Source organism: Pseudomonas migulae NBRC 103157 (genome assembly GCF_002091715.1).
GTDB classification, from domain to species: Bacteria; Pseudomonadota; Gammaproteobacteria; order Pseudomonadales; family Pseudomonadaceae; genus Aquipseudomonas; species Aquipseudomonas migulae_A.
In genome coordinates this window covers 1-22,072 of record NZ_BDAG01000007.1, presented here as the reverse complement: position 1 = coordinate 22,072, position 22,072 = coordinate 1, and the positions used below count along the sequence as shown (strand labels likewise).

The window sequence follows — 22,072 nt, the reverse complement described above, 5'->3', positions numbered from 1 at the left end:
GCCGCCCGCAGCAAGCCGGCTCCTACAGGGGATTGCGTGCGCTGGAAATTATGAGTTCATCCTTGCACTATGAACGCCACACCAACAGGAATCCCTTCATGCCCGACGACATCCACTTCTACGAACCCGCCAACGGCCACGGCCTGCCCCATGACCCGTTCAACGCCATCGTCGGCCCGCGCCCCATCGGCTGGATTTCTTCGCAGGATGCCAACGGACGCCTGAACCTGGCGCCGTACAGTTTCTTCAACGCCTTCAACTACATTCCACCGATCATCGGGTTTTCCAGCGTCGGGCGTAAAGACAGCCTGAACAATATCGAGCAGACCGGTGAGTTCGCCTGGAACCTGGCGACCCGGCCACTGGCCGAGCAGATGAACCAGAGCTGCGCGATGGTCGGGCCGCAGGTCAATGAGTTCGAGTTGTCCGGGCTGACGCCTGTGGCGTCGAAGGTCATTCAGGTGCCACGGGTGGCCGAAAGCCCAGTGTCCTTCGAGTGCAAAGTCACGCAGATCATCCAGTTGCAGCGCGCCGACGGCAATGTGGTGCCGAGCTGGCTGATTCTTGGCGAAGTGGTGGCCGTGCACATTGCCAAATGGCTGCTGAAGGACGGCGTGTACGACACCGCCGCGGCAGAACCGATTCTGCGCGGTGGTGGGCCCGCGGATTATTTTCAGCTGGGGCCTGAGGCCTTGTTCAAGATGTTCCGCCCGGGGGCGGTCAAGTAATTACCAGAGCAGGTCGGTGTCTTCTTTGACGTCTTTAAGGCGGGTCAGCTCTTTGGCGGCAGCCAGATCGGCTTCATTGGCTGTCTTGAAGATTTGCCCTGCAAGCACTTTGTGAAAGCGCGGTGTCCCTGAACCACCCAGGGCTTTGACGGCAATCGCGGCGTGGTAGCCACCCTCGCACGGTACTACAGCGGAAACAGCTTCGAAATGTTCAAAGGCTTTGCGTGCCATGTCGCGGATCCTGGCTGATGGAAAGTCGAGCCATTAAACCCTCAACCCGCCATTTTGTGTACCCAGGACTGGGTCTGGCCCAGCGCCTGGACGGCCGACACCTCTTTGAAGGTATGAAAATCGAGGCTGTTGACCACCAGCTCCTGCACCAGCTCGGCGAAAATCTCCATCGCCGGCGTGCTGAAATAGGCCGTCATGGCTTGCTGATGGGTCCAGAAACCCGACACCAGCCACAACTCCGGATCGCATTGCGAATGCTGCAGGGAAAAACTCAGGCAGCCTGGCGCAGTGCGCGACGGTTCGATCAAGGCGCTGAGGCGCGCACCGAGTTCCGCCGAACGCCCGGCGCGGGCGCGGACAAAGGCCATATGACTGACGGGGATCTGCGTAGACATGTTCAACCCTCCCAGGTACTCGAGTGGCAGCCGTGGGACGGGCTGCGACAGGATCCAAGGTTAAGCGTCGGCACGCTGCCCCGTTAGTCGATTCCTGCCGGCTTATTGCACAATCCTGCGAAGCTGCCTTCAGCACCTGTAACAATGTGTAAAACCTGTTACGGGGCTGAAACACGAAGGTTCGAGCAAGTTTTCCCTGCGTTAAACAGTCAGAGCCACCCGCCGGCGTAACCCCGTGCAGAATCAGGCAAGCTTTTCGCAGGATGTGTCTACCGCTGCGCCTTGCACAAATTTAAGCTCAGCTCATTCCCACTGCTTCGCCGAGGATGCCCTGCATGTCGTCGCTCGATCACTTTCAAGCCCCGCTGGACGCCGACATAGAGAAGCAGCGCGCGGAACTGGCGGCCATCATCCGTCGCAACACCACGGAAGATGGCAATTATGCGACCGCCGTCGGCTCTCTGTTTCTGGGCAAACACAGCAAGTCCCATGACTTCGCCCCGGTACTGGCACAACCGGCGTTGTGCATCATGGCGCAGGGGCGCAAAGAGGTCAGGCTGGCCGACGAATTCTTCAATTACGATCCGCTGAACTACCTGGTGGTGTCGGTCTCCATGCCCCTGAGCGGGCGAATTGTGAATGTCACGTCTGAAGAACCGATCCTCTCGGTCCGGCTGGACATCGACCCGGCGGAAATCACCGCGCTGATTGCCGACGCCGGTCCGCTTGGGGTGCCGACCCGCCCCACCGGTCGCGGTTTGTATGTCGAACGGATCGACACGGCGATGCTCGACGCGGTGCTGCGCCTGGCGCGATTGCTGGACACACCGAAAGACATCGCCATGCTCGCGCCGTTGATTCGTCGGGAGATTCTCTATCGATTGTTGCGCAGCCAGCAGGGCTATCGGTTGTACGAAATTGCCATCGCCAACAGCCAGAGCCACCGCATCAGCCAGGCGATCAAATGGCTCAACGGCAATTACGAGCAACCGCTGCGCATTGATGAATTGGCGAAGGAAGTGAATTTGAGCGTCTCGACGCTGCATCACCGGTTCAAGGCCATGACGGCGATGAGTCCGTTGCAGTATCAGAAGCAGTTGCGGTTGCAGGAAGCGCGTCGGTTGATGCTGGCGGAAGGACTGGAAGCGTCGGCGGCAGGTTATCGGGTGGGGTATGAAAGCCCGTCGCAGTTCAGCCGGGAGTACAGCCGGTTGTTCGGAGCGCCGCCGTTGCGGGATTTGGCGCGGTTGCGGTTGACCGTTTGATCTGATTTTTGCGGTGTTGCGACTGGCCTCTTCGCGAGCAAGTCGAAGAGGCCAGTAAGGCCACCATCAAATCCGGATCAGGCACCGAGCACTCGGCAAGCCTCCGCCGGCAACGTCACCGACACCGGATTGCCAATGCTCAACCCAAATCCCTGACACGGCGTGCTCAGCGCCGTAAACGACACGCCCGAACACTCCACGGTCGTCTCGATCGTCGCACCGATATCGCGCACGAACGTCACCTTGCCCAGCAACCGATTCCCCGCCGTCGCCTGCGGGTGCGACAGTTGCAGGTCTTCAGGGCGGATCAGCATTTTCACTTTTTCGCCGACCACGATGCTGCTGCAGATCGGCACTTCCAGCGAATCGCCACCGGGCAGGCCCACCTTGCCGTTGCCCAGCGCCGTGGCCGGGAAAATGTTGCCCGAGCCGATGAAGTCCGCGACGAATTCGTTGGCCGGATGACGATAAATCTCGATCGGCGTGCCGACCTGCTGCACGCGATGCTCCCCCAGCACCACGACGATATCGGCCATGGTCATGGCCTCGCGCTGGTCGTGGGTCACCATGATGGTGGTGATGTTCAGGCGCTGTTGCAGTTGACGGATTTCCACCTGCATCGACTCACGCAGCTTGGCGTCCAGCGCCGACAGCGGTTCATCCAGCAGAAGGATTTTCGGGTGGTTGGCAATCGCCCGGGCAATCGCCACGCGCTGACGTTGGCCGCCCGACAGTTTCGCCACCGGGCGATCAATCATTTCCTTTAACTGAATCAGTTCCAGCAGCTCCACCACCCGCTTCTGCTGATCAGCCTTGCTGACCCCACGCAGTTTCAGCGGATAAGCGATGTTCTCCCCCACGGTCATGTGCGGGAACAGCGCCAGGGATTGAAACACCATGCCGAAATTGCGCTGATGCGCCGGCGTGTGGCCGATGTCTTCACCGTCCAGGCGAATCTCGCCGCCGGTCAGGGTTTCGAGCCCGGCGATCATCCGCAGCAACGTTGTTTTGCCGCAACCCGACGGGCCGAGAAAACACACCAGTTTGCCTTCCGGCAAATGCAGGTTCACATCCTTTACCGCGCAGGCCGAGCCGTAGTGTTTCTCGACGTTTTCCAGAATCAGACCAGACATATGAATCACCTCAAGAATCAGAACGAAACGCCACCTTCACCGACCAGCTTCTCCAGCGCCCAGATCAGGACGAAGTCGATCAGCACGATCAGCACGGCAAACGAAAATACGGTGGGGTCGAGCGAAGACACGGTGCGGCTGTACATCCAGATCGGCACGGTCATCACGTCGATGGTGTAGAGAAAATAGGTCACGGTGAATTCGTTGAACGAGACGATGAACGCCAGCAGCATCCCCGCCAGAATCCCCGATTTCATCAAGGGCACCACCACATCGACAATCGCCCGCAGCGGTGAGGCGCCGAGCATTTGCGCGGCCTCTTCGACTTCGCTGCCGATGGAAAGCATCGCCGCCGTGCAGTTTTTCACCACAAAGGGCAGCGCCAGAATCACGTGGGCAATCACCAGCCGCGAGGTGGTCATCTGGAACGGCAGGCTGTCGAACACCAGCAACAAAGCCAGGCCCAACACCACCATCGGAAACACCAGAGGCAGCGACATCAATTGCAACGCCACGGCTTTGCCACGGAACTCGCAACGGGTCAGCGCGTAGGCCGCCGGCACCGCGATGATCGTGGCGAAGACCATGGTCAGGCACGCCACCATCAGGCTGGTGGTCATGGCTTTGCCGAGGCTCAGCACATCGCTGGAGTCCGGCGAGACAAAGGTGTGCCAGGCGGCCTTGTACCATTGCAGGCTGTAGCTGCTCGGCGGGAAGTCGAGGTTCGACGCGCCGCTGAACGACATGACGATCATGGTCAGGATCGGCAGCACCGCCAGCAGCAGAATGAAACCCGAGAGAATGCCGGCGAACTTGCCGGTATCGCCCGGCAACAGTGAATGACGCTTCTTGATCACTGCGCTCATTGCGAAGCCTCCAGCATGCGGCGACGACGGCCGGTGATGTATTCGGACAAGGTCATGATCGCGAGCGTGGTGACGATCAGCACCACACCGGCGGCGGACGCGGCGGGCCAGTTCATCAGCGGGGCAATCTGGTCATGGACCATCACCGCCAGCATCGGCACGCGCCGGCCACCGAGCAGCAAAGGCACCACGAAACTGCTGGCGTTGTAGGCGAATACCAACGTCGCACCGGTAATGATCCCCGGAAAACTCATCGGCAACACCACCTGACGGAACACCTGCAAACGACTGGCGCCCAGCGTGGCGGCGGCCTCTTCGTAGGTACGGGCGACGCCGCGCATGGCGCTGGCAATCGGCAACACGGCCAGCGGGAACGCGGTTTGCACCAGGCCCATCAGCACGCCGTTCTGGTTGTACAGCAGCATGATCGGGCGCTTGATCAGGCCCAGGCCCATCAGCGCTTGGTTGAGCATCCCGCCCGGGCCGAGAATCACCAGCCAGCCGTAGCTTTGCAGCAGCAGGTTGACCAGCAATGGCAACAGCACGGCGGCGAGGAAGATCCGGCGCACGAACGGTGAGGTCAGGCGCGACATGGTGTAGGCCACCGGGATCGCCAGCACCACGGCGATCACTGCGCTGATCAGCGCCAGGCGCAAGGTCAGCAGCAAGGATTTGAGGTAATACGGTTCCAGCAACTGTGCATAGCTGGCCAGGCTGAACCCGGTCCATTCCGCACCTTTGGTGCCCACGCTCATGCGCAGCACCAGCAGACTGGCGGCAATCAGCACGCCCAGAAACAGCATCGACGGCGAAAGGAAAAACCAGGCGCGAGTCGTCGGCGAAACACCCCGGTGGGCGCGCGCCGGAGCGGTAACGACCGGATGAGTCAGAGGTTGGTGTTCCATAGCAAGGGTCTCGTCAATGGAAGATCAGGAATATCTCGCGCCTGGCACCTGTAGGAGCTGCCGAAGGCTGCGATCTTTTGATCTTTTCAATACCGCCGAAGAACAGGATCAAAAGATCGCAGCCTTCGGCAGCTCCTACTGATCAGGAAGAAAAGATTTCCGTGTAACGACGAATCCATTGGTCATGCACAGAGGCCAGGAAGGCGTTGTCGTGCATGATCGCTTTCTCGGCAATCTGCTCAGGCGTGAGGATGTACGGGCTCTTGCGCGCTTCGGCGGAGATGATCGCCTTGGCGTTGACCGGGCCGTTGTAGATGTCTTCAGCCATCTTGCCCTGCACCAGCGGGTCCAGAGAGTGGTTGATGAAGGCGTAGGTCATGTCGGTATCGCCCGGACGATTCTTCGGCATCACCGACAACATCAGGTCGGTGTAGAAACCTTCCTTCATGCCGAATGTGGCACCCAGGCCGTAGGCCGGATCGCGGATCTGTTTCGGGAAGAACGCCGGGGCATACAGGCCGCCCATGTCCAGGGAGCCGGTGCGGAACAGCTCGGCGATCTGGTTCGGGTTTTCACCCAGGGTCACCACACGATCCTTGAGCTCGGCGAGTTTCTTGAAGCCTGGCTCGATGTTGTGTTCGTCACCACCGGCCAGTTTGGCGGCGATGATGATCAGGTCCATGGCCTCGGTCCAGTTCGGTGGCGGCAGGAAGATGTTCGGCGACAGCTCCGCGTCCCACAGGGCGGCGTAACTGTCCGGCGCTTCCTTGATAGTGCGGGTGCTGTAGACGAGGCTGTTGCACCACAGCAGGTAACCGATGCCGTGACCATTGGCGCCAGTGCGGTATTTCTCCGGCACGTCAACCAGGTTGGGAATGCGGTTGAGATCGGGTTTTTCCAGCAGGTTGGCGGCGGCCAGACCTTCGGCACCGACACCGGCCAACGTGATGATGTCGTACTGTGGACGATCACCGGCGGCCTTCAGTTTGGCGACCATTTCCGAGGTACTGCCGGTGCGGTCAGCGATGACCTTGCAGCCGTACTTGTCTTCAAAGGTCGCCGCGATGTTGCGCAGCGCTGCCAGCCCGGTGTCATCGGACCAGGTCAGCAAGCGCAGGGTCTTGCCCTGGAAACGGGTGTCGCTGGCGTTGGCCTTGACGAAGGGCAAGCTCATGGCCGCCGCTGCCACCGAGGCCACGCCCACGGTTTTGATAAATTGACGTCTGTTCAGATCATGCTCGCCCATTACGGACTCCCTTTGTTTTTGTAGGTATAAGGCAGGTCGAAACTGTTGCATCCGCGCGGCCGGATCAGCGTTATCCCTTGTATTTTCGGGGGCTTGGCTGAACCAGTGAGTTCATCCTGAGGTCGTGTAAAACACCTGACTATCGATAAAAATTCATTGAAGCCATGACGCCAGTGCATGCCTCGATACGAGGCATGCGCTCACCTTTTTCGTGCCGTCAGACCGCGCGAACCACGTGTTTTATTTCCTGGAAAGCCTGCAAGCCCCACGGCCCCAATTCGCGGCCGATGCTGCTCTGTTTGTAGCCACCCCAGGCGGTCTGCGGGAAGATCACTTGCGGCGCATTGATCCACACAAGTCCCGCCTGCAAAGCGTTGGCGACCCGATCTGCCGCCTCGGCGTCGCGCGTCACCACACTGGCCACCAGACCGAACTGGCTGTCGTTGGCCAGGGCAATCGCCTCGGCTTCAGAGGCAAAACTGCGCACGCAGATCACCGGGCCGAAAATCTCTTCACACCACAACGCACTGTCGAGGGGCACTTCGGTGAAAATCGTTGGCTGCAAAAAATATCCGCGGGTCAGATCTGCAGGACGATTGCCGCCGCAAATCAGTTTGGCGCCGGCACTCAAACCGCGATCGATGTGGCCGAGCACGCGTTGGTATTGCGCCTGATTGACCAGCGCGCCCATTTCCACGTTTGGGTCGAACGGGTCGGCGACGCGAATGGCTTCGGCGCGGGCCTTGAGGCGCAGGAGGAACTCGTCGGCCAGCTCATCGGCGACCAGCACACGGCTGGTGGCCGAACACATTTGCCCGGCGTTGAAGAAACCACCGCCGCAGGCCACTTCCACCGCCAATGCAATGTCGGCGTCCTTGAGCACCAGCAACGAAGATTTGCCACCCAGCTCGAGGCTCACGCCCTTCACGGTTTCGGCGGCGCGTTGCATCACTTGCACGCCGACTGCGTTGCTGCCGGTGAAAGAAATCTTGGCGATGCGCGGGTCTGCCGAGAGCGGCGCCCCCACTGCCAGGCCGGTGCCGCAGACCAGGTTGAACACGCCTTTCGGCAACCCGGCGTCGGCAATGATCGCCGCCAGTTCCAGCTCCGGCAGTGGCGTCACTTCGGAAGGTTTGAGCACCACGCAGCAACCGGCGGCCAGGGCCGGTGCGAGTTTCCAGGCGGTGGTCACCATAGGGAAATTCCACGGCACGATCAGGCCGACCACACCGCACGGCTCGCGGCGCACACGGGCGCTGAAGTCGTCGGTGGGCAGCTCGACTGCGCTGTCCTGTTTCGCATCGAGGCCTTCGGCCAGACCGGCGTAGTACTCGAACGTAGCGATCACGTCATCGACGTCAATGGCCGCTTCGAACAGCGGTTTGCCGTTGTTGCTCGACTGCAACTGCATCAACTGCTCGCGACCGCCCTGCACGCCGGCGGCGATTTTGCGCAGGATCGCGCCACGCTCGGCACCGGTGGTTTGCGACCAGGCCTTGAAGGCTTCGGTCGCAGCCTTCACGGCTTGATCGACCGAGTGCGCATCGCCGCCATTCACGGTGGTCAACAGCGCTTCGGTGGCCGGGTTGATCACCCGCAGGTGTTCGCTGCCGGCGGACCATTTGCCGTTAATGAACAGACCATCGAGAGTGGTCGGTAAATTCGCAGAGAAATTCATTTCGACACCGCCTTCATCCACGACGTCTGATCGATTTCAATCAGGGTCGGGCCTTGGCGATCGGTGGCGCAGCGCAGCGCAGTGCGCAACTGATCAACGCCGTCGACCGCTTCAGCCGCGCAGCCCAGCGCCTTGGCGACACCGATGAAGTCCGGGGTGTAGATGTCTACGCCGACCGGTTCGATGGCTCGGTTGACCATGTATTTCTTGATCTCTTCGTAGCCCTGGTTATTCCACAGCAGGACGATCACCGGCGTGCGCGCTTCAACGGCGCTGGCCAGTTCCGGCAGGGTGAATTGCAAGCCGCCGTCACCGATCAGGCACACCACCGGAGGACGCGTGCCGTTTTCAACGCTGCCGCCAAGCCAGGCGCCAATCGCCGCCGGCAAGGCGTAACCGAGGGTGCCGTAGCCAGTAGACGAGTTGAACCAGCGGCGCGGGCGTTCCGGGTTGAAAGTCAGGTTGCCGGTGTACACCGGTTGGGTCGAATCGCCGACGAACACGGCGTCCGGCAATTCGTGCAGGACGGTTTCGAGGAAGCGGGTCTGGGCCAGGGTCGGGGCATCCCAAGTGGCGGCGAGGTCTTCGCGCAGACGTGCGGCACGGGCCTGGCCCCAATCGTTGCTGCGCTCGGCCAGCGACTTGTGCGACAGCGCGCTCAACAAGGCCTGGGCAGCATTGCGCGAATCGGCCACCAGGGCGACTTTCGGCGGGTAATTGCGCACGGTCTGGTCAGGGTCGATGTCCACGCGCAGCAGCACGCCGGGAATCTCGAAGCCACCGGCGAAGGTGACGTCGTAGTCGGTTTCTGCCAGTTCGGTGCCGATCGCCAGCACCACGTCGGCCTCGGCCACCAGGGCGCGGGTCGCGACCAGGCTTTGGGTCGAACCGATCAGCAACGGATGGCTGGATGCGAGCATGCCTTTGGCGTTGATGGTCAGCGCCACCGGCGCGTCGAGCAGTTCAGCCAGTTCAGTCAATTCAGCGGCGGCATCGATGGCACCGCCACCGGCAAGAATCAGTGGGCGCCTGGCGCCGGCGAGCAGGTCGGTCATGCGGCTGATCGCACTTGGCGAAGCACCGGCACGATCGATGTTGACCGGCAGGCTGGTGAGCAGGTCATCGGCTTCTTCGACCAGCACGTCCAGCGGAATTTCGATGTGCACCGGACGCGGGCGACCGGCCTGGAACAGGGCGAAAGCGCGGGCCAATACGCCCGGCAATTCGGACGCCGACATCAGGGTGTGGGAGAACGCTGCCACGCCACCGACCAATGCACTCTGGTTCGGCAGTTCATGGAGCTTGCCGCGACCGCCGCCCAACTGGTTGCGGGTCTGCACGCTGGAGATCACCAGCATCGGGATCGAATCGGCATAGGCCTGGCCCATGGCGGTGGTGATGTTGGTCATGCCCGGGCCAGTGATGATGAAGCACACACCCGGCTTACCGCTGGTGCGCGCATAACCGTCGGCCATGAAACCGGCGCCCTGTTCGTGACGCGGAGTAACGTGGTTGATGCTCGAACGGGCCAGCCCGCGATACAGCTCCACGGTATGAACCCCGGGAATGCCGAACACCTGCTCAACCCCGTAATCTTCGAGTAACTTGACCAATACTTCGCCACACGTCGCCATGTCTTTTGCCCTTTTTGTTCGTTTGAGACGCCGGGCCTGCGCAGTGTTTATGATGAATGGGCAGGTCCAGGGATGGCCTCATTGGAACGGGCGACACATAGCCGCAACAATGGATAAAAAGTCATACTAGCCATGTCCTCACGTCATACCTTGGATCTCAATGAAACGATTGCCTCCCCTGCCGGCGCTGCACACTTTTCTGATCACCGCGCAGTGCTGCAACTTCACCCGTGCGGCCGAACAGCTGTTCATCACCCAGGGCGCGGTGAGTCGACAGATCGCCGGGCTGGAAGAACATCTGGGTTATGAGCTGTTCATTCGCCAGGCTCGCGGGCTGGACCTGACGGCAGAAGGTCGGGAATGGCTGCCACGGGTGCAGCAGATTTTCGGCTTGATCGACGAGGCCGTGGAGCAGATCGGCGAGAAGCGCGAAACCCTGCAACTCAAAGCGCCGACCTGCGTGATGCGTTGGTTGTTACCGCGGCTTTTGCAGTGGCAACGGGAACGCCCGGATGTGCCGGTGGAGCTGACCACCACGGTCAAGCACGGTGTGGATTTCCACCGCGAGCAATTCGACGCCGCGGTGATGTATGGCGCGCCGCCGGACAGCGCGTTGACGTCTTATCTGCTGTTCGATGAGCAACTGACGCCGGTGTGTTCTCGGCCGATGCTGGATGGGCCGATGGCGTTGCAGACGCCGGCGGATCTGCAACAGCACTTGTTGCTGCACCCGACACGGGACGAGCGCGACTGGAATGCCTGGCTGAAAGCGGCGGATCTTCAATTGAGCAACGTCAGCAAAGGCCAGCATTTCGAAACCCTGGACCTGGCGATGTCGATGGCGTCCCAAGGAACCGGTGTGGCGATCGGCGATTGGTCATTGATTGGCGATGACCTGAGTGCCGGGCGGCTGGTCATGCCGTTTGAATTGAAGGTGAAAACGGGGTTGGCGTATTACCTGGTGTTCCCGGAGAAACCGGCGCCTTCGCCGAAGTTGCGCGAATTGATGGGGTGGTTGGTGGAGCAGGCTCAGAACCGCTGAAAAGCTCTAAAGCTTCGCGAGCAAGCCCGCTCCCACAATTGATCTGCGGTGTTCACATTTCTGTGTTCACAGGAGACCCAATGTGGGAGCGGGCTTGCTCGCGAATGGGTTCAAGCCGCGCAATCAATACCCGACTGTGAACCGCTGACGGGAATGCTTCGGCACTTCCACTTCATCCAGCAGCGCAATTGCATAGTCGGCGAAGGTAATCCAGCTACGCCCTTCACTGCTCACCAGCAAATCATCCTTGCCGATCCGAAACGCCCCCGTGCGCTCACCTTCGACAAACTCCGCCGACGGCGACAAAAAGGTCCAGTCCAGTTCCTTTTCCTGACGCAGGTTTTCCAGGAATTGAGCGCCGGCACTGGCCTCGGTTTTGTACTCTTCAGGGAAGCCTTTACTGTCGATAACGCGAGTACCGTCCGGCAGCAACAGCGAACCGGCACCGCCCACTACCAACAAGCGTTTCACCCCGGCCCGTTTCACCGGCCCGATGACGGCGCTGGCAGGAAGGGTCGTAAAGTGCGCGGCGCTGATCACCACGTCATGACCCGCAATTGCCGCTTGCAACGCTTGGGCATCGAGGGCGTCAACGTTCTTGCTGAGCACCCCGGCACGCTGGCCGATCTTCGAGGTATCGCGAGCGATGGCCGTCACGCTGTGACCGCGACGCAGGGCTTCTTCCAACAGCTGGCTACCGGCACGGCCGGTGGCACCGATGATTGCGATTTTGCTCATGATGTTCTCCAGTTGGATTGGGTGACTCAGTACAAATCCGGATGGTGAAAGGGCTTTTGTGGCAGGGGATTTATCCCCTCGCCACAGATAAGCTCACTGTCCACAGGCAATCCCGTTGCCACATAAACTCACTCACCCCACTTCATCTCACCCTTGGCGACTTTGGCGCTCAGTTCCAGCGAGCTTTCTTCGCCCAGGGTCGGGTAGCGTTTTTTCATCGCGGCAATCAACGCCGTAGAGTCTTTGGCCTTGGCGGTTTCCTGGTCGAAAGCCTTGATGTAATCGGCGGTGAACTGCACACCCGCGAGGGAACGCGCGCTCTTGCCCAGGTAGTGACCCGGCACGATGGTGGTCGGTTTCAGGGTTTCGATGCTGTGCAGCGTAGCCAGCCAATCGGCGTGGGACTGCGCGGTCTGGGTGTCGGCCATCCATACGTGAATGTTTTCCGCGACGACCACGCCACCGACCACGGCCTTGATCGACGGGATCCACACAAAGGTGCGATCCGGTTGCTTGCCCTCAAGCCCCACCACCTGCAACTTCTGTCCTTCGAGCATCAGGCTTTCACCCTCGAGCACACCTGGCACGATGGTTCGGGCCGGTACATCGGCACCCATTTTCGGCCCCCAGAACGCCAGTTTGCCGTCGACGGTTTTCTTGATGTGATCCACCGTCGGTTGCGAGGCGAGCACTTTGGCGTGGGGAAACGCAGCGGTCAGAGTGTCGAGGCCGAAGTAGTAATCCGGATCACCGTGACTGATGTAAATGGTGGTCAGCTGCTTGCCACTGGCGCGGATCTTTTCCACCACCTGCTGGGCCTGGGATTTGCCGAACTGCGCGTCCACCAGGATCGCGTCTTTCTCGCCGCTGACCAACACCGAGGTCACCGGGAAGATCGCCTTGTCGCCCGGGTTGTAGACATCCAGCGTCAACGTCGATGCCGCCGCGTGGGCCGCGAAGCCGAGGGTGGCCGTGGCCAGCAAAATGCGCTTGAGGGAAGTGAAACCGATCATCTGTTGCTCCGTGGGTTGTCGACGCTTTTTGTAGGAGCCGGCTTGCTGGCGATGATCGTTAACGATGACGCGTGCTTACCGGTTAAAGCGGGGTGCCTATGCGTCCATCGCGAGCACGCTCGCTCCTACAGGAAAACAGAGCTTAGTTGCACGACTCAGTACAAAAAATGCGATGCTGGAACATAGTTTGTTTCTGAAATCGGGCAAATCATGGATCGTCTACAAGCAATGCGGGTGTTCGTCACGGTGGTCGACCTCGGCAGCCAGTCGGCCGCCGCCGATCACCTGGAGCTGTCACGGCCGGTGGTTTCGCGGTATCTGGCAGAACTGGAAGACTGGGTCGGCGCGCGCCTGATGCACCGCACCACGCGCAAATTGAGCCTGACCGCCGCCGGCAGCGAGATCCTGCCACGGTGTCGGCAGATGCTCGACCTGTCTTCGGACATGCAGGCTGCCGTCAGCGAGCCGGATGATGCGCCGCGCGGCCTGCTGCGGATCAGCGTCAGCACCTCGTTCGGCCAGGCACAATTGGCCGATGCCATGGCGGCCTACGTCAAGCGTTACCCCGGCGTCAGCATCGATCTGCAGATGCTCGACCGCACAGTAAACCTGGTGGATGAGCGCATCGACCTGGCGATTCGCACCAGCAATGACCTGGACCCGAACCTGATTGCGCGGCGGCTGACGGTCTGCCGCTCGGTGATCTGCGCCGCCCCTGCTTATCTGGACGAGCATCCGGCACCGACGCAGGTCGAAGACCTGAGCCAGCACAACTGCCTGACGCACTCTTATTTCGGCAAAAGCCTGTGGCATTTCGAGCAGGACGGCGAACCGGTCTCGGTGCCGGTGCAAGGCAACATCAGCGCCAATGAAGCCAGTACGCTGCTGCGCGCGACGATCGCCGGCGCCGGGGTGGCGATGCTGCCGACTTATCAGGCCGGCGTGCATATCCACAGTGGTGAACTGATCCGCCTGTTGCCCCAGGCCGAACCGCGCCGGATGAATATCTACGCGGTGTATGCCTCCCGCAAGCACATGCCCGCAGCACTGCGCAGCCTGCTGGACTTTCTGGTGCTCAGATTTCCGGAAACACCGGCGTGGGATGCAGGATTGTGAATACGCTCTTTTGTAGGAGCCGGCTTGCTGCGGGCGGCGTTCCGACGATGGACGCACAGGCACCGCGGGTATCCAGTAAGCACGCGTAATCGTTAACGTCCATCGCCAGCAAGCCGGCTCCTACAAGGGCTCATCAGTGTTCTGAATATCGGGTTACATGCGCAAGCGGCGTGACTGGCAACTCACTGCCGCTGACCTATGCTGAAAGTAGTACCGAAGGGTATTCGTTCAGAGGTCAACGCCATGAACATCAAAACAAGAAGATACCTCGCAATTTTCATCACCTGCGCGGCTACGCTGGCGCTCTATGGCACCGCGGCCTGGCGCGTCGAGCAGTTGCGGCAACTGCCCCGTGATTACGCGAGCTGTAACTTCGAGCGCTGCATCCCCCACAACGCGACTCTCAACGCCCTTCGGTAGCGGAGCGGATCAGGCTTCGTTGTCCTGATCGGCCTTCAAGCGGTCGCGAAAAGCCTTGGGCGAGATCCCCACCCGGCGTCGGAACAGGCGCGTGAAGTTGGTCGGATCGGAAAAACCCAACACGTCAGACATTTCGTAAATGGTCATGCTGGTGTAGGTCAGCAAACGCTTGGCCTCCAGCAATTGCCGCTCGTGCATGATCTGCAACGCCGGTTGTCCCGCCAGTTCACGGCACGTGCCGTTGAGGTGCGACACGGAAATCCCCAGCCGATGCGCCAGGTCCTCGACCTTGACGTGTTGGCGATACGTCTCTTCCACCAGTTGGATGAACCCGTTGAGGTATTCCCGCGCACGCTGCGGACGTTGACTCGCGGAGCGACGTTGAAGCGCCTGACGGCTGACCCACACCATGATCACGCTGACCAGCGAATGCATGAGCATTTCCCGGGCCGGTTGATGGCCGGTGTATTCGTTTTGCAATGCAGAAAACAGACTGTTGAGGTACTCACCGTCATTACCGGCCGGATAACTTTCGGCCTGGGACAGGGCATTCACCGAGTTGCCCAGTTGCGCCTGGAGATGGGTGACCAGCGGCGCGGCCAGGGTCACGACAAACCCTTCGACATCCTCGGAAAAGCGATAACCGTGCACCGATAACGGCGGCAGAACCAGCATCGCCGGTTCGCTCAGCTGCGTGCGTTTGCCTTCGATTTCAAGCTCTGCCTGACCTTTGAACACGAAGAGCAACTGGCACAAATCGGCGTGACGATGAGGTTTGATTTCCCACTGATGTTCGCGGCTGCGTTTGGAGATGGTTTCGCAGTGCAACAAATCCGGGGTCGGCCAATCCAGGCTTTCACCGTAGAGCTTGAACACCGGTATCGAAGGCAGGTCAGGCTTGTTCATAACGTCAATCCAGGCCTCGGGAGGTAGCGGGCGATAATCGCACCGATTGGCAGAATGTACAGCTATCGGCTCAGTTTTCACCTTCAATTGACAGACCCGCAAGTGAAAAATGCAAGCGTTCGATCCATAAAAATAATTCACCGACTCTGGTCGCGTGAAGCTTGCGAGTCATAAAAACAATGAAAACGCTGAAGACCCAAATCGCCATCATCGGTGCCGGTCCCTCCGGATTACTGCTCGGCCAATTGCTGCACAACGCCGGTATCGACACCCTTATCCTCGAACGCCAGACCCCGGACTATGTGCTCGGCCGAATCCGCGCCGGTGTCCTCGAACAAGGCATGGTAGAGCTGCTGCGTCAGGCCGGCGTCGGCCGTCGCATGGACGCCGAAGGGTTGGTCCACGGCGGCTTCGAACTGGCCCTCGACGGGCGTCGCGTGCACATTGATCTGCAGGCCCTGACCGGGGGCAAAACCGTGATGATCTACGGCCAGACCGAGGTCACCCGTGACTTGATGGCCGCTCGTCGGGAGGCCGGCGCACAAACGATATACGCAGTCGGCAACGTCGTGCCCCATGGCATGAAAACCGATGAAGTCTTCGTGACGTTTGAAAAGGACGGTGAAACGTATCGACTGGACTGCGACTACATCGCCGGTTGCGACGGTTTCCATGGCGTGGCGCGGCAATCGATTCCGGCCGAGTGCCTGAAGGTATTCGAACGGGTTTATCCGTTCGGCTGGCTGGGGATTCTCGCCGACACGCCGCCGGTTCACGATGAACTGGTCTACGCCCGTCATGAGCGCGGCTTTGCCTTGTGCAGCATGCGCTCGGCGACCCGAACCCGTCATTACTTGCAAGTCCCGTCCTCGGATCAGGTCGAGGACTGGTCCGATCAGCGTTTCTGGGATGAACTCAAATCCCGTCTGCCGACGGCGCTGGCCGAGTCGCTGGTGACCGGGCCGTCCATCGAAAAAAGCATCGCGCCGCTGCGCAGTTTCGTGGTCGAACCGATGCAGTACGGGCGCCTGTTCCTGGTCGGCGACGCCGCGCACATCGTGCCGCCTACCGGTGCCAAAGGCCTGAACCTGGCCGCCAGCGACGTCAGTACGCTGTTCAATATCCTGCTGAAGGTTTACCGCGAAGGCCGGGTCGATTTGCTGGAGAAATACTCCGAGGTCTGCCTGCGCCGGGTCTGGAAAGCCGAGCGGTTTTCCTGGTGGATGACCTCGATGTTGCATCGCTTTGACGACCACGACGCGTTCAGCCAGCGCATCGCCGAGTCGGAACTTGCTTACTTCGTCGATTCAGAAGCGGGTCGAAAAACCATTGCAGAAAATTACGTCGGGCTTCCGTACGAGGCTATCGAATAGCTTCCTATCGACTTACACTGGCGAGCATCCCCGCTCGCCCTTGCCGCTTGCGGGACCCTCACTGCCCGCAGGTTCTCCCGTGTCCAATCTCAACCAGCCTGAAACGCCCAAACCGGCCATTCGCAGCGTGCTCATCGCCCTGATGCTGGCGATTTTTCTGGGCGCGCTGGACCAGACCATCGTCGCCGTATCGATGCCGGCCATTTCCGCGCAGTTCAAGGATGTCAGCCTGTTGGCCTGGGTGATTTCCGGCTACATGGTGGCGATGACCGTGGCGGTGCCGATCTACGGCAAGCTGGGCGACCTGTACGGTCGGCGCTCGTTGATGCTGTTCGGCATGGGGCTGTTCACGCTGGCTTCGTTCTTCTGCGGCATGGCGCAAAGCATGGAGCAATTGGTGCTGGCGCGCATTGTTCAGGGCATAGGTGCCGGCGGCATGATTTCGGTCAGCCAGGCAATCATCGGCGACATCGTGCCGCCTCGCGAACGGGGTCGCTATCAAGGTTATTTCAGCAGCATGTACGCGGTGGCCAGCGTGGCCGGTCCGGTGCTCGGCGGCTACATGACCGAATACCTGTCGTGGCGCTGGGTGTTCCTGATCAACCTGCCACTGGGTCTGGGCGCGTGGCTGGTGGCCAATCGCACGCTGGTGGGGCTGCCCGTACCGCAGCGCAAGCCGATCATCGATTACCTCGGCACGCTGCTGATGATCATCGGTCTGACAGCTTTGTTGCTCGGTATCACCCAGGTCGGCCAGGGCCATTCGTGGCGCAGCGCTGAGGTGTTGGGTTTGCTGGGTTGTGCGGTGGTTGTCCTGGCCTTGTTCGTCCGGCATGAGCGCCGTACGCGGGAGCCGTTGCTGCCCATGCACCTGTTCGCCAACCGCAATGCAATCCTGTGCTGGTGCACGATTTTCTTCACCAGTTTCCAGGCGATCTCGCTGATTGTGCTGATGCCGTTGCGCTTCCAGAGCGTGACGGGCGCCGGGGCCGACAGTGCCGCCCTGCACCTGTTGCCACTGGCCATGGGTTTGCCGATTGGAGCGTATTTCGCCGGGCGCCGGACCTCGGTGACCGGACGCTACAAACCGATGATCCTCGCGGGCGCTATCCTCATGCCAATCTCGATTCTCGGCATGGCGTTCAGTCCGCCCCAGGCAGTTTTGCTCAGCAGTCTATTCATGGTGCTCAGCGGTATCGCCTCTGGCATGCAATTCCCGACGTCATTGGTCGGGACACAGAATTCAGTGGAACAACGGGATATTGGCGTCGCGACCAGCACCACTAACCTGTTCCGCTCCCTGGGCGGCGCGGTGGGCGTGGCGTTGATGTCGGCGCTATTGCTGGCGTTGCTGCAAGATTCGAGTTTCGCCCACCTGGCAGGCTCGACGCTGATTGCCGAGGGCAGTTCGGGGAATGTCTTGCTGGACGGTTTGAACGCTGCCGCGGGGGATGCGCAGAACGCCTTGCGTGCTGAGCTGTTGCTGACCTTCCGGCATTTGCTGATGGTCAGTGCCGCAGTGTCGCTGCTGGGGTTGGCGGCGGCGATTGCGATGCCGAACCGGGTGTTGCGGGGGCGGGAGGACAAGGTTCGATAGATGGACCGAGGCGTCTGCCTTCGCGAGCAAGCCCGCTCCCACATTTGATTTCTGTCGTACACAAAATCTGTGAACGATGAAAATCAAATGTGGGAGCGGGCTTGCTCGCGAAGGCAGTTTGTCAGCCACCACCCTTCAAGGGCTGTAATACCCGACAGCCACCACAAAATGCCCGACCTTTTTCAGGTACGCATGCTTGTCCTCGACCTTGCCGGTCACCGGGTTTTTCCACCGATATTCGTATTCGCCGTAATCCTGTTTAGCCATCAACGCCAGAATCGGCTCACCCACCGGCTTGCCTTCAGGGTCCTTGATCTTGCCGAAATCGGTGTTGATCAGCCGCAGGTTGGTGCCATGGGCGACATAACGCTGGGTGTCCAGGTCGACCACGAACACATACAAGTCATCCTGCAAATAACCGCCCTTGAGCGAGTTGATCGCCGTGAGCGTGCCCTTCTCGTCTTTGGCCAGGTCGGTTGCCGCTTTGTTCAGCAATGCCATCGCCTGTTCCGCCGACGCCCGTGGCAGGTAGTAACCCACTGCCAGAATGCGCTGGCCGATCCGTTGGTAGAACACATGCTTGCGCTCGACCTTGCCGTCCGACCAGTTCTGCCAGCGATATTCCGCCTGCTGGATGCCATTGCCCTCCGGCACTTTCAACGCATCTTTGAAGGCTTTCTGCAAATCCGGCCCGAGCACGTCAGACACGTCACGCCCGATCAATGCCGACGAGGGCCCACCGCTGGCCAGCATCACGCCTTTGGTATCGACCACGAACACGTAGCGGTCCTTGTCGACAAACTCGCCCTGGCGACTGAAGGCCGCGAACGCCTTGTCACCGTTGTCGTGGTAGTAGGCGAGGGCTTTTTCCAGCAAGGCGATGGCGGCCTGGCTGTCATCCTTCTCGGTCCCGGCAGCTTGAGCCTGGCCCAGACACAGCAACAGCATCCCGCCCAGCAGGGCCAACTTGTGCAAAAACCCCATTGCGCATCCCCCGTTCTTGTCAGTGTTTCAAGAGCGTAGACGGCAATGGGGCATGTATGGATATTCAGCGAACAGCAGTCTGCAAAATGGTATTGCAGCGCATTACCGCGCCTTCACCCTCAAGGCCTGGCGCGCAGCTGCTGCTGCAAATTCTGAATCTGCGCCTGCAGGGTGTTGATGTTGCGGGTGACCGAAGCACGGAAAGCGTCGAATTCAGCGGTATTGGACGAGGCTGGCCCGGTGGTCGGGCGGTTGTCCTGCTCGCTTTTGAGCACGATCATGTCCTGTTCCAGACGCTCGATGGCGGCGCTCGGATTGCCTTGTTTCTTCAGTGCGACGATGTCGGCGCCGAGGCTTTTCAGCTGTGCGTCGAATTTTTCAGTGTCAGCCGGGGCGCTCTTCAGCGCGGCCAGCTCGCCGCTCAAGGCTTTGACCTGGGCTTGCAATTGCGTGTTGGCGGCCTGGTGTTCGGTGTTCTGGGCGGTGGCTTGCGCCAGACGCTTGTCCAGATCGGCAGTTTGCGCGGTCATTTGCGCCAGGCGCTTGTCCAGGTCCGAAGTCTGGCCGACAACGCCTTGCTGCTGCTTGCTCTGGTCCTGAAGCTTGCTTTCAAGCTGCTTGATCTGCAGTTTCAGCGCTTCGCTGTCGCTGGTGACGTTGGTCTGGCTGGCGACGACCTTGCCGGAAATGTCCTGCAAGCGCCCCGCCGCATCCTCACTGATGCGCGCGAAACTTTCCTGGGTAGCCACCAGTTGCTGTTCCATCAGCGAGATCTGCTGAAAGCTCCACCAGGCAAGGCCGGCGAACGCAAAGAACAAGGCGCCGACCAGTGCCCACAACGGGCCGGTGCTGGCAGCCTTGACCTTGACCACCGGCGGGGTGCGCGAATGCACGGCGGTGCGGGCGGTGGGCACAAAATCATCGTCGTCGAGGCTGTCGGCACGCAGGCTCGGTACATCGTCGAAGTCGTCGTTGGCATCGTTACGCATGGACATTGAATCAACCTTTGTGGAACGCGGTGATGGCTTGATGCGGCGAAGTATAAACCCGTCAGCCGCATCGATTGACCCTGAACCCCACTGTCCGTTCAGTAACGGGATTTGTCAGCGAATGTCCTGAGCCTTCCACCAGCCGCAGAATTCATCGAGGGCGGTCCAGAGACTGACTTTCGGATCGTAGTCCAGATAATGCCGCGCGCGGCTGATGTCCAGGGTGAAATTTTTGTTCATCACCTGCATGCCCAGGCGCGACAGGGTTGGCTCGGGACGACCCGGCCACAGCTTGCAAGCGCCCTCGTTGAGCGCCGCCACGGTATAGGCCAGGCCGTAGGAACGGTAGCGGGTCACCTGTGGGACATCCATCTTGCGCATGACGTAATTGACCACGTCCCACAACGGAATCGGCGTTCCGTTGCTGATGTTGTAGGCCTTGCCCAATGCCGATCCGCCAGCCAGCAAACTGCTGAGCAACGCTTCGTTGAGGTTTTGTACGCTGGTGAAATCGACTTTGTTCAAACCGTTGCCGACGATGGCCAGCCGCCCCTTGCGTTGCATCTTCAGCAGACGCGGGAAGATGCTCATGTCGCCCGCACCGGTCACGAAGCGCGGGCGCAGGGCCAGGGTTTCGAGGCCGAATTCCTGGGCACCGAAGACCTTTTGCTCGGCCAGGTATTTGGTCGCGGCGTAAGGATGCTTGAAGCGCTTGGGGACCTGTTCTTCGGTCAACCCGAGGTGATCGCGGCCATCGAAGTAGATCGACGGCGAGGACAAGTGCACCAGTCGCCGGACACGCTGTTTCAGGCAGGCTTCGACGATGTTTTCGGTGACCTGCACGTTGCCCTGATGAAAGTCCTGATAACGTCCCCACACACCGACCGCCCCGGCGCAATGCACTACGGCTTCGACCTCGGAACACAGGTTGCGCGCCAGTTCCGGGTCGCTCAAGTCGCCCTGAATGAACTCCGCGCCACGGCGTACCAGGTGTTCGACGCTTTCGGCCCGGCGACCGTTGACCCGCACGTCCAGGCCCTGCTCCAGGGCGAAACGCGCAAAGCGTCCGCCGATGAAGCCGCTTGCGCCGGTGACCAGAATCTTCATGTAGTGCTCCGAATATTTCGTTTTGCGTAGTGCGTGAGGTCTTGACGCTGCCGGTCAGTCCAACGGCACCAGCCATTGCGTCGACGAGCGCACCAATTGATCAGTCAGCAACCCCAGCAACTGACCGCCATTGCGCCAATGATGCCAGTACAGCGGCACATCGATGGGCTTATCTGGCAAAAGCTCGCGCAAAACCCCGCGTTCCAGCTGATCGCGCACCTGCAATTCAGGCACCAGCCCCCAACCGAGACCGGCCTCGGTCAGGCGAATGAAGCCTTCGGATGACGGGCACAAATGGTGTTCGAAACCGCCGTCTACGCCGAGGGATGCGAGGTAGCGATGCTGTAGGAAATCGTCCGGGCCAAAGACCAGCGCCGGCGTTTTCGCCAGCAGGTCAGCGCGCACGCCTTCAGGAAAATGCCGCGCGATGAATGCCGGACTGGCCAGCGCTCGATAACGCATGGCGCCCAGCAACACGCTGCGTGCGCCAGCGACCGGACGCTCGCTGGCGCAAATGCACGCAGCCACTTCGCCTGCGCGCATGCGTTTGAGACCAACCGTCTGGTCTTCAACGACCAGATCCAGCAACAAATGTTGCTCGGCGCAGAAATCACTGACGGCTGCGGCCCACCACGTGGCGAGGCTGTCGGCATTCAAGGCAATGCGCAGACGTTCCGGCAGGCCTTCTTCGTCCAGCGCCGGGACC

At 60.5% G+C, this 22,072-nt stretch carries 22 protein-coding genes; 7 read left to right on the top strand and 15 right to left on the bottom strand.

Translation table 11 applies throughout. From position 1 onward, the window contains the following. The first annotated feature begins 98 nt into the window (after positions 1-98). A complete protein-coding gene (locus PMI01S_RS07505) occupies positions 99-728 on the top strand; it encodes a flavin reductase family protein (RefSeq protein WP_084318881.1) in 630 nt (209 codons plus the stop codon). Here the strand turns inward: PMI01S_RS07505 and PMI01S_RS07500 are convergent, their stop codons facing one another. Together PMI01S_RS07500 and PMI01S_RS07495 are read right to left on the bottom strand one after the other, a co-directional pair. After that, positions 729-959 (bottom strand): hypothetical protein, encoded by a 231-nt coding sequence (locus PMI01S_RS07500; protein WP_084318879.1) that lies wholly within the window; start codon positions 957-959, stop codon positions 729-731. A gap of 41 nt (positions 960-1,000) precedes the next feature. After that, complete coding sequence (locus PMI01S_RS07495) at positions 1,001-1,354, bottom strand: putative quinol monooxygenase (protein WP_084318878.1); 354 nt, start codon at positions 1,352-1,354, stop codon at positions 1,001-1,003. Between the two features lie 335 nt (positions 1,355-1,689). Between PMI01S_RS07495 and PMI01S_RS07490 the strand changes: the two genes are divergently transcribed. After that, the gene (locus PMI01S_RS07490) at positions 1,690-2,619 is read left to right on the top strand and encodes an AraC family transcriptional regulator (RefSeq protein ID WP_084318876.1); all 930 of its coding nucleotides are present in this window, start codon (positions 1,690-1,692) and stop codon (positions 2,617-2,619) included. A gap of 77 nt (positions 2,620-2,696) precedes the next feature. Here PMI01S_RS07490 and PMI01S_RS07485 read toward each other — a convergent pair whose 3' ends face one another. The 6 genes from PMI01S_RS07485 to PMI01S_RS07460 form a co-directional block, all read right to left on the bottom strand. Next, positions 2,697-3,752, bottom strand: coding sequence for an ABC transporter ATP-binding protein (locus PMI01S_RS07485; RefSeq protein WP_084318874.1), 1,056 nt, complete (start codon positions 3,750-3,752; stop codon positions 2,697-2,699). A gap of 17 nt (positions 3,753-3,769) precedes the next feature. Beyond that, positions 3,770-4,618 (bottom strand): ABC transporter permease, encoded by an 849-nt coding sequence (locus PMI01S_RS07480; RefSeq protein WP_084318872.1) that lies wholly within the window; start codon positions 4,616-4,618, stop codon positions 3,770-3,772. Further along, positions 4,615-5,523, bottom strand: coding sequence for an ABC transporter permease (locus tag PMI01S_RS07475; protein WP_084318871.1), 909 nt, complete (start codon positions 5,521-5,523; stop codon positions 4,615-4,617). Before PMI01S_RS07475 ends, PMI01S_RS07480 begins: the two co-directional genes overlap by 4 nt. 142 nt (positions 5,524-5,665) lie before the next feature. Further along, complete coding sequence (locus PMI01S_RS07470) at positions 5,666-6,769, bottom strand: extracellular solute-binding protein (RefSeq protein ID WP_084318869.1); 1,104 nt, start codon at positions 6,767-6,769, stop codon at positions 5,666-5,668. A 217-nt stretch (positions 6,770-6,986) separates the two neighbouring features. Then, on the bottom strand, positions 6,987-8,447 hold the full coding sequence (locus PMI01S_RS07465; protein WP_084318867.1) for an aldehyde dehydrogenase family protein: 1,461 nt from the start codon (positions 8,445-8,447) through the stop codon (positions 6,987-6,989). Next, positions 8,444-10,081: a 5-guanidino-2-oxopentanoate decarboxylase gene (locus tag PMI01S_RS07460; RefSeq protein WP_084318865.1), complete on the bottom strand. Its 1,638-nt coding sequence runs from the start codon at positions 10,079-10,081 to the stop codon at positions 8,444-8,446. The genes PMI01S_RS07465 and PMI01S_RS07460 overlap by 4 nt, the downstream gene beginning before the upstream one ends. 160 nt (positions 10,082-10,241) lie before the next feature. On the opposite strand from PMI01S_RS07460, the gene PMI01S_RS07455 reads away from it, so the two are divergent. Then, entirely contained in the window at positions 10,242-11,123 is an 882-nt protein-coding gene (locus PMI01S_RS07455) for a LysR substrate-binding domain-containing protein (RefSeq protein ID WP_084318863.1), read from the top strand. A 123-nt stretch (positions 11,124-11,246) separates the two neighbouring features. Here PMI01S_RS07455 and PMI01S_RS07450 read toward each other — a convergent pair whose 3' ends face one another. Continuing rightward, positions 11,247-11,861, bottom strand: coding sequence for an NAD(P)-dependent oxidoreductase (locus PMI01S_RS07450; protein ID WP_084318861.1), 615 nt, complete (start codon positions 11,859-11,861; stop codon positions 11,247-11,249). Between the two features lie 128 nt (positions 11,862-11,989). Next, positions 11,990-12,874: an MBL fold metallo-hydrolase gene (locus PMI01S_RS07445; protein WP_084318859.1), complete on the bottom strand. Its 885-nt coding sequence runs from the start codon at positions 12,872-12,874 to the stop codon at positions 11,990-11,992. A 210-nt stretch (positions 12,875-13,084) separates the two neighbouring features. Between PMI01S_RS07445 and PMI01S_RS07440 the strand changes: the two genes are divergently transcribed. Together PMI01S_RS07440 and PMI01S_RS31635 are read left to right on the top strand one after the other, a co-directional pair. Further along, positions 13,085-13,990 carry a LysR family transcriptional regulator gene (locus tag PMI01S_RS07440; protein WP_208603350.1) on the top strand — a complete coding sequence of 302 codons (906 nt, stop codon included), beginning with the start codon at positions 13,085-13,087 and terminating at the stop codon, positions 13,988-13,990. 243 nt (positions 13,991-14,233) lie between these two features. Then, complete coding sequence (locus PMI01S_RS31635) at positions 14,234-14,410, top strand: hypothetical protein (protein WP_167362940.1); 177 nt, start codon at positions 14,234-14,236, stop codon at positions 14,408-14,410. Between the two features lie 9 nt (positions 14,411-14,419). Here the strand turns inward: PMI01S_RS31635 and PMI01S_RS07430 are convergent, their stop codons facing one another. Continuing rightward, positions 14,420-15,316 (bottom strand): helix-turn-helix domain-containing protein, encoded by an 897-nt coding sequence (locus tag PMI01S_RS07430; RefSeq protein ID WP_084318852.1) that lies wholly within the window; start codon positions 15,314-15,316, stop codon positions 14,420-14,422. A gap of 188 nt (positions 15,317-15,504) precedes the next feature. On the opposite strand from PMI01S_RS07430, the gene pobA reads away from it, so the two are divergent. Next, on the top strand, positions 15,505-16,689 hold the full coding sequence (pobA, locus tag PMI01S_RS07425; protein ID WP_174602654.1) for a 4-hydroxybenzoate 3-monooxygenase: 1,185 nt from the start codon (positions 15,505-15,507) through the stop codon (positions 16,687-16,689). 79 nt (positions 16,690-16,768) lie between these two features. Further along, positions 16,769-18,286: an MDR family MFS transporter gene (locus PMI01S_RS07420; protein WP_084318848.1), complete on the top strand. Its 1,518-nt coding sequence runs from the start codon at positions 16,769-16,771 to the stop codon at positions 18,284-18,286. Between the two features lie 135 nt (positions 18,287-18,421). Here the strand turns inward: PMI01S_RS07420 and PMI01S_RS07415 are convergent, their stop codons facing one another. The 4 genes from PMI01S_RS07415 to PMI01S_RS07400 form a co-directional block, all read right to left on the bottom strand. After that, the gene (locus PMI01S_RS07415; protein ID WP_084318846.1) at positions 18,422-19,270 is read right to left on the bottom strand and encodes a cache domain-containing protein; all 849 of its coding nucleotides are present in this window, start codon (positions 19,268-19,270) and stop codon (positions 18,422-18,424) included. A gap of 119 nt (positions 19,271-19,389) precedes the next feature. Then, the gene (locus PMI01S_RS07410; RefSeq protein ID WP_084318844.1) at positions 19,390-20,265 is read right to left on the bottom strand and encodes a coiled-coil domain-containing protein; all 876 of its coding nucleotides are present in this window, start codon (positions 20,263-20,265) and stop codon (positions 19,390-19,392) included. 108 nt (positions 20,266-20,373) lie between these two features. After that, complete coding sequence (locus PMI01S_RS07405; RefSeq protein WP_084318842.1) at positions 20,374-21,366, bottom strand: NAD-dependent epimerase/dehydratase family protein; 993 nt, start codon at positions 21,364-21,366, stop codon at positions 20,374-20,376. Positions 21,367-21,420: 54 nt separating this feature from the next. Continuing rightward, on the bottom strand, positions 21,421-22,072 hold a 652-nt coding region (locus PMI01S_RS07400), incomplete at its 5' end, for an ArgP/LysG family DNA-binding transcriptional regulator (RefSeq protein WP_084318840.1).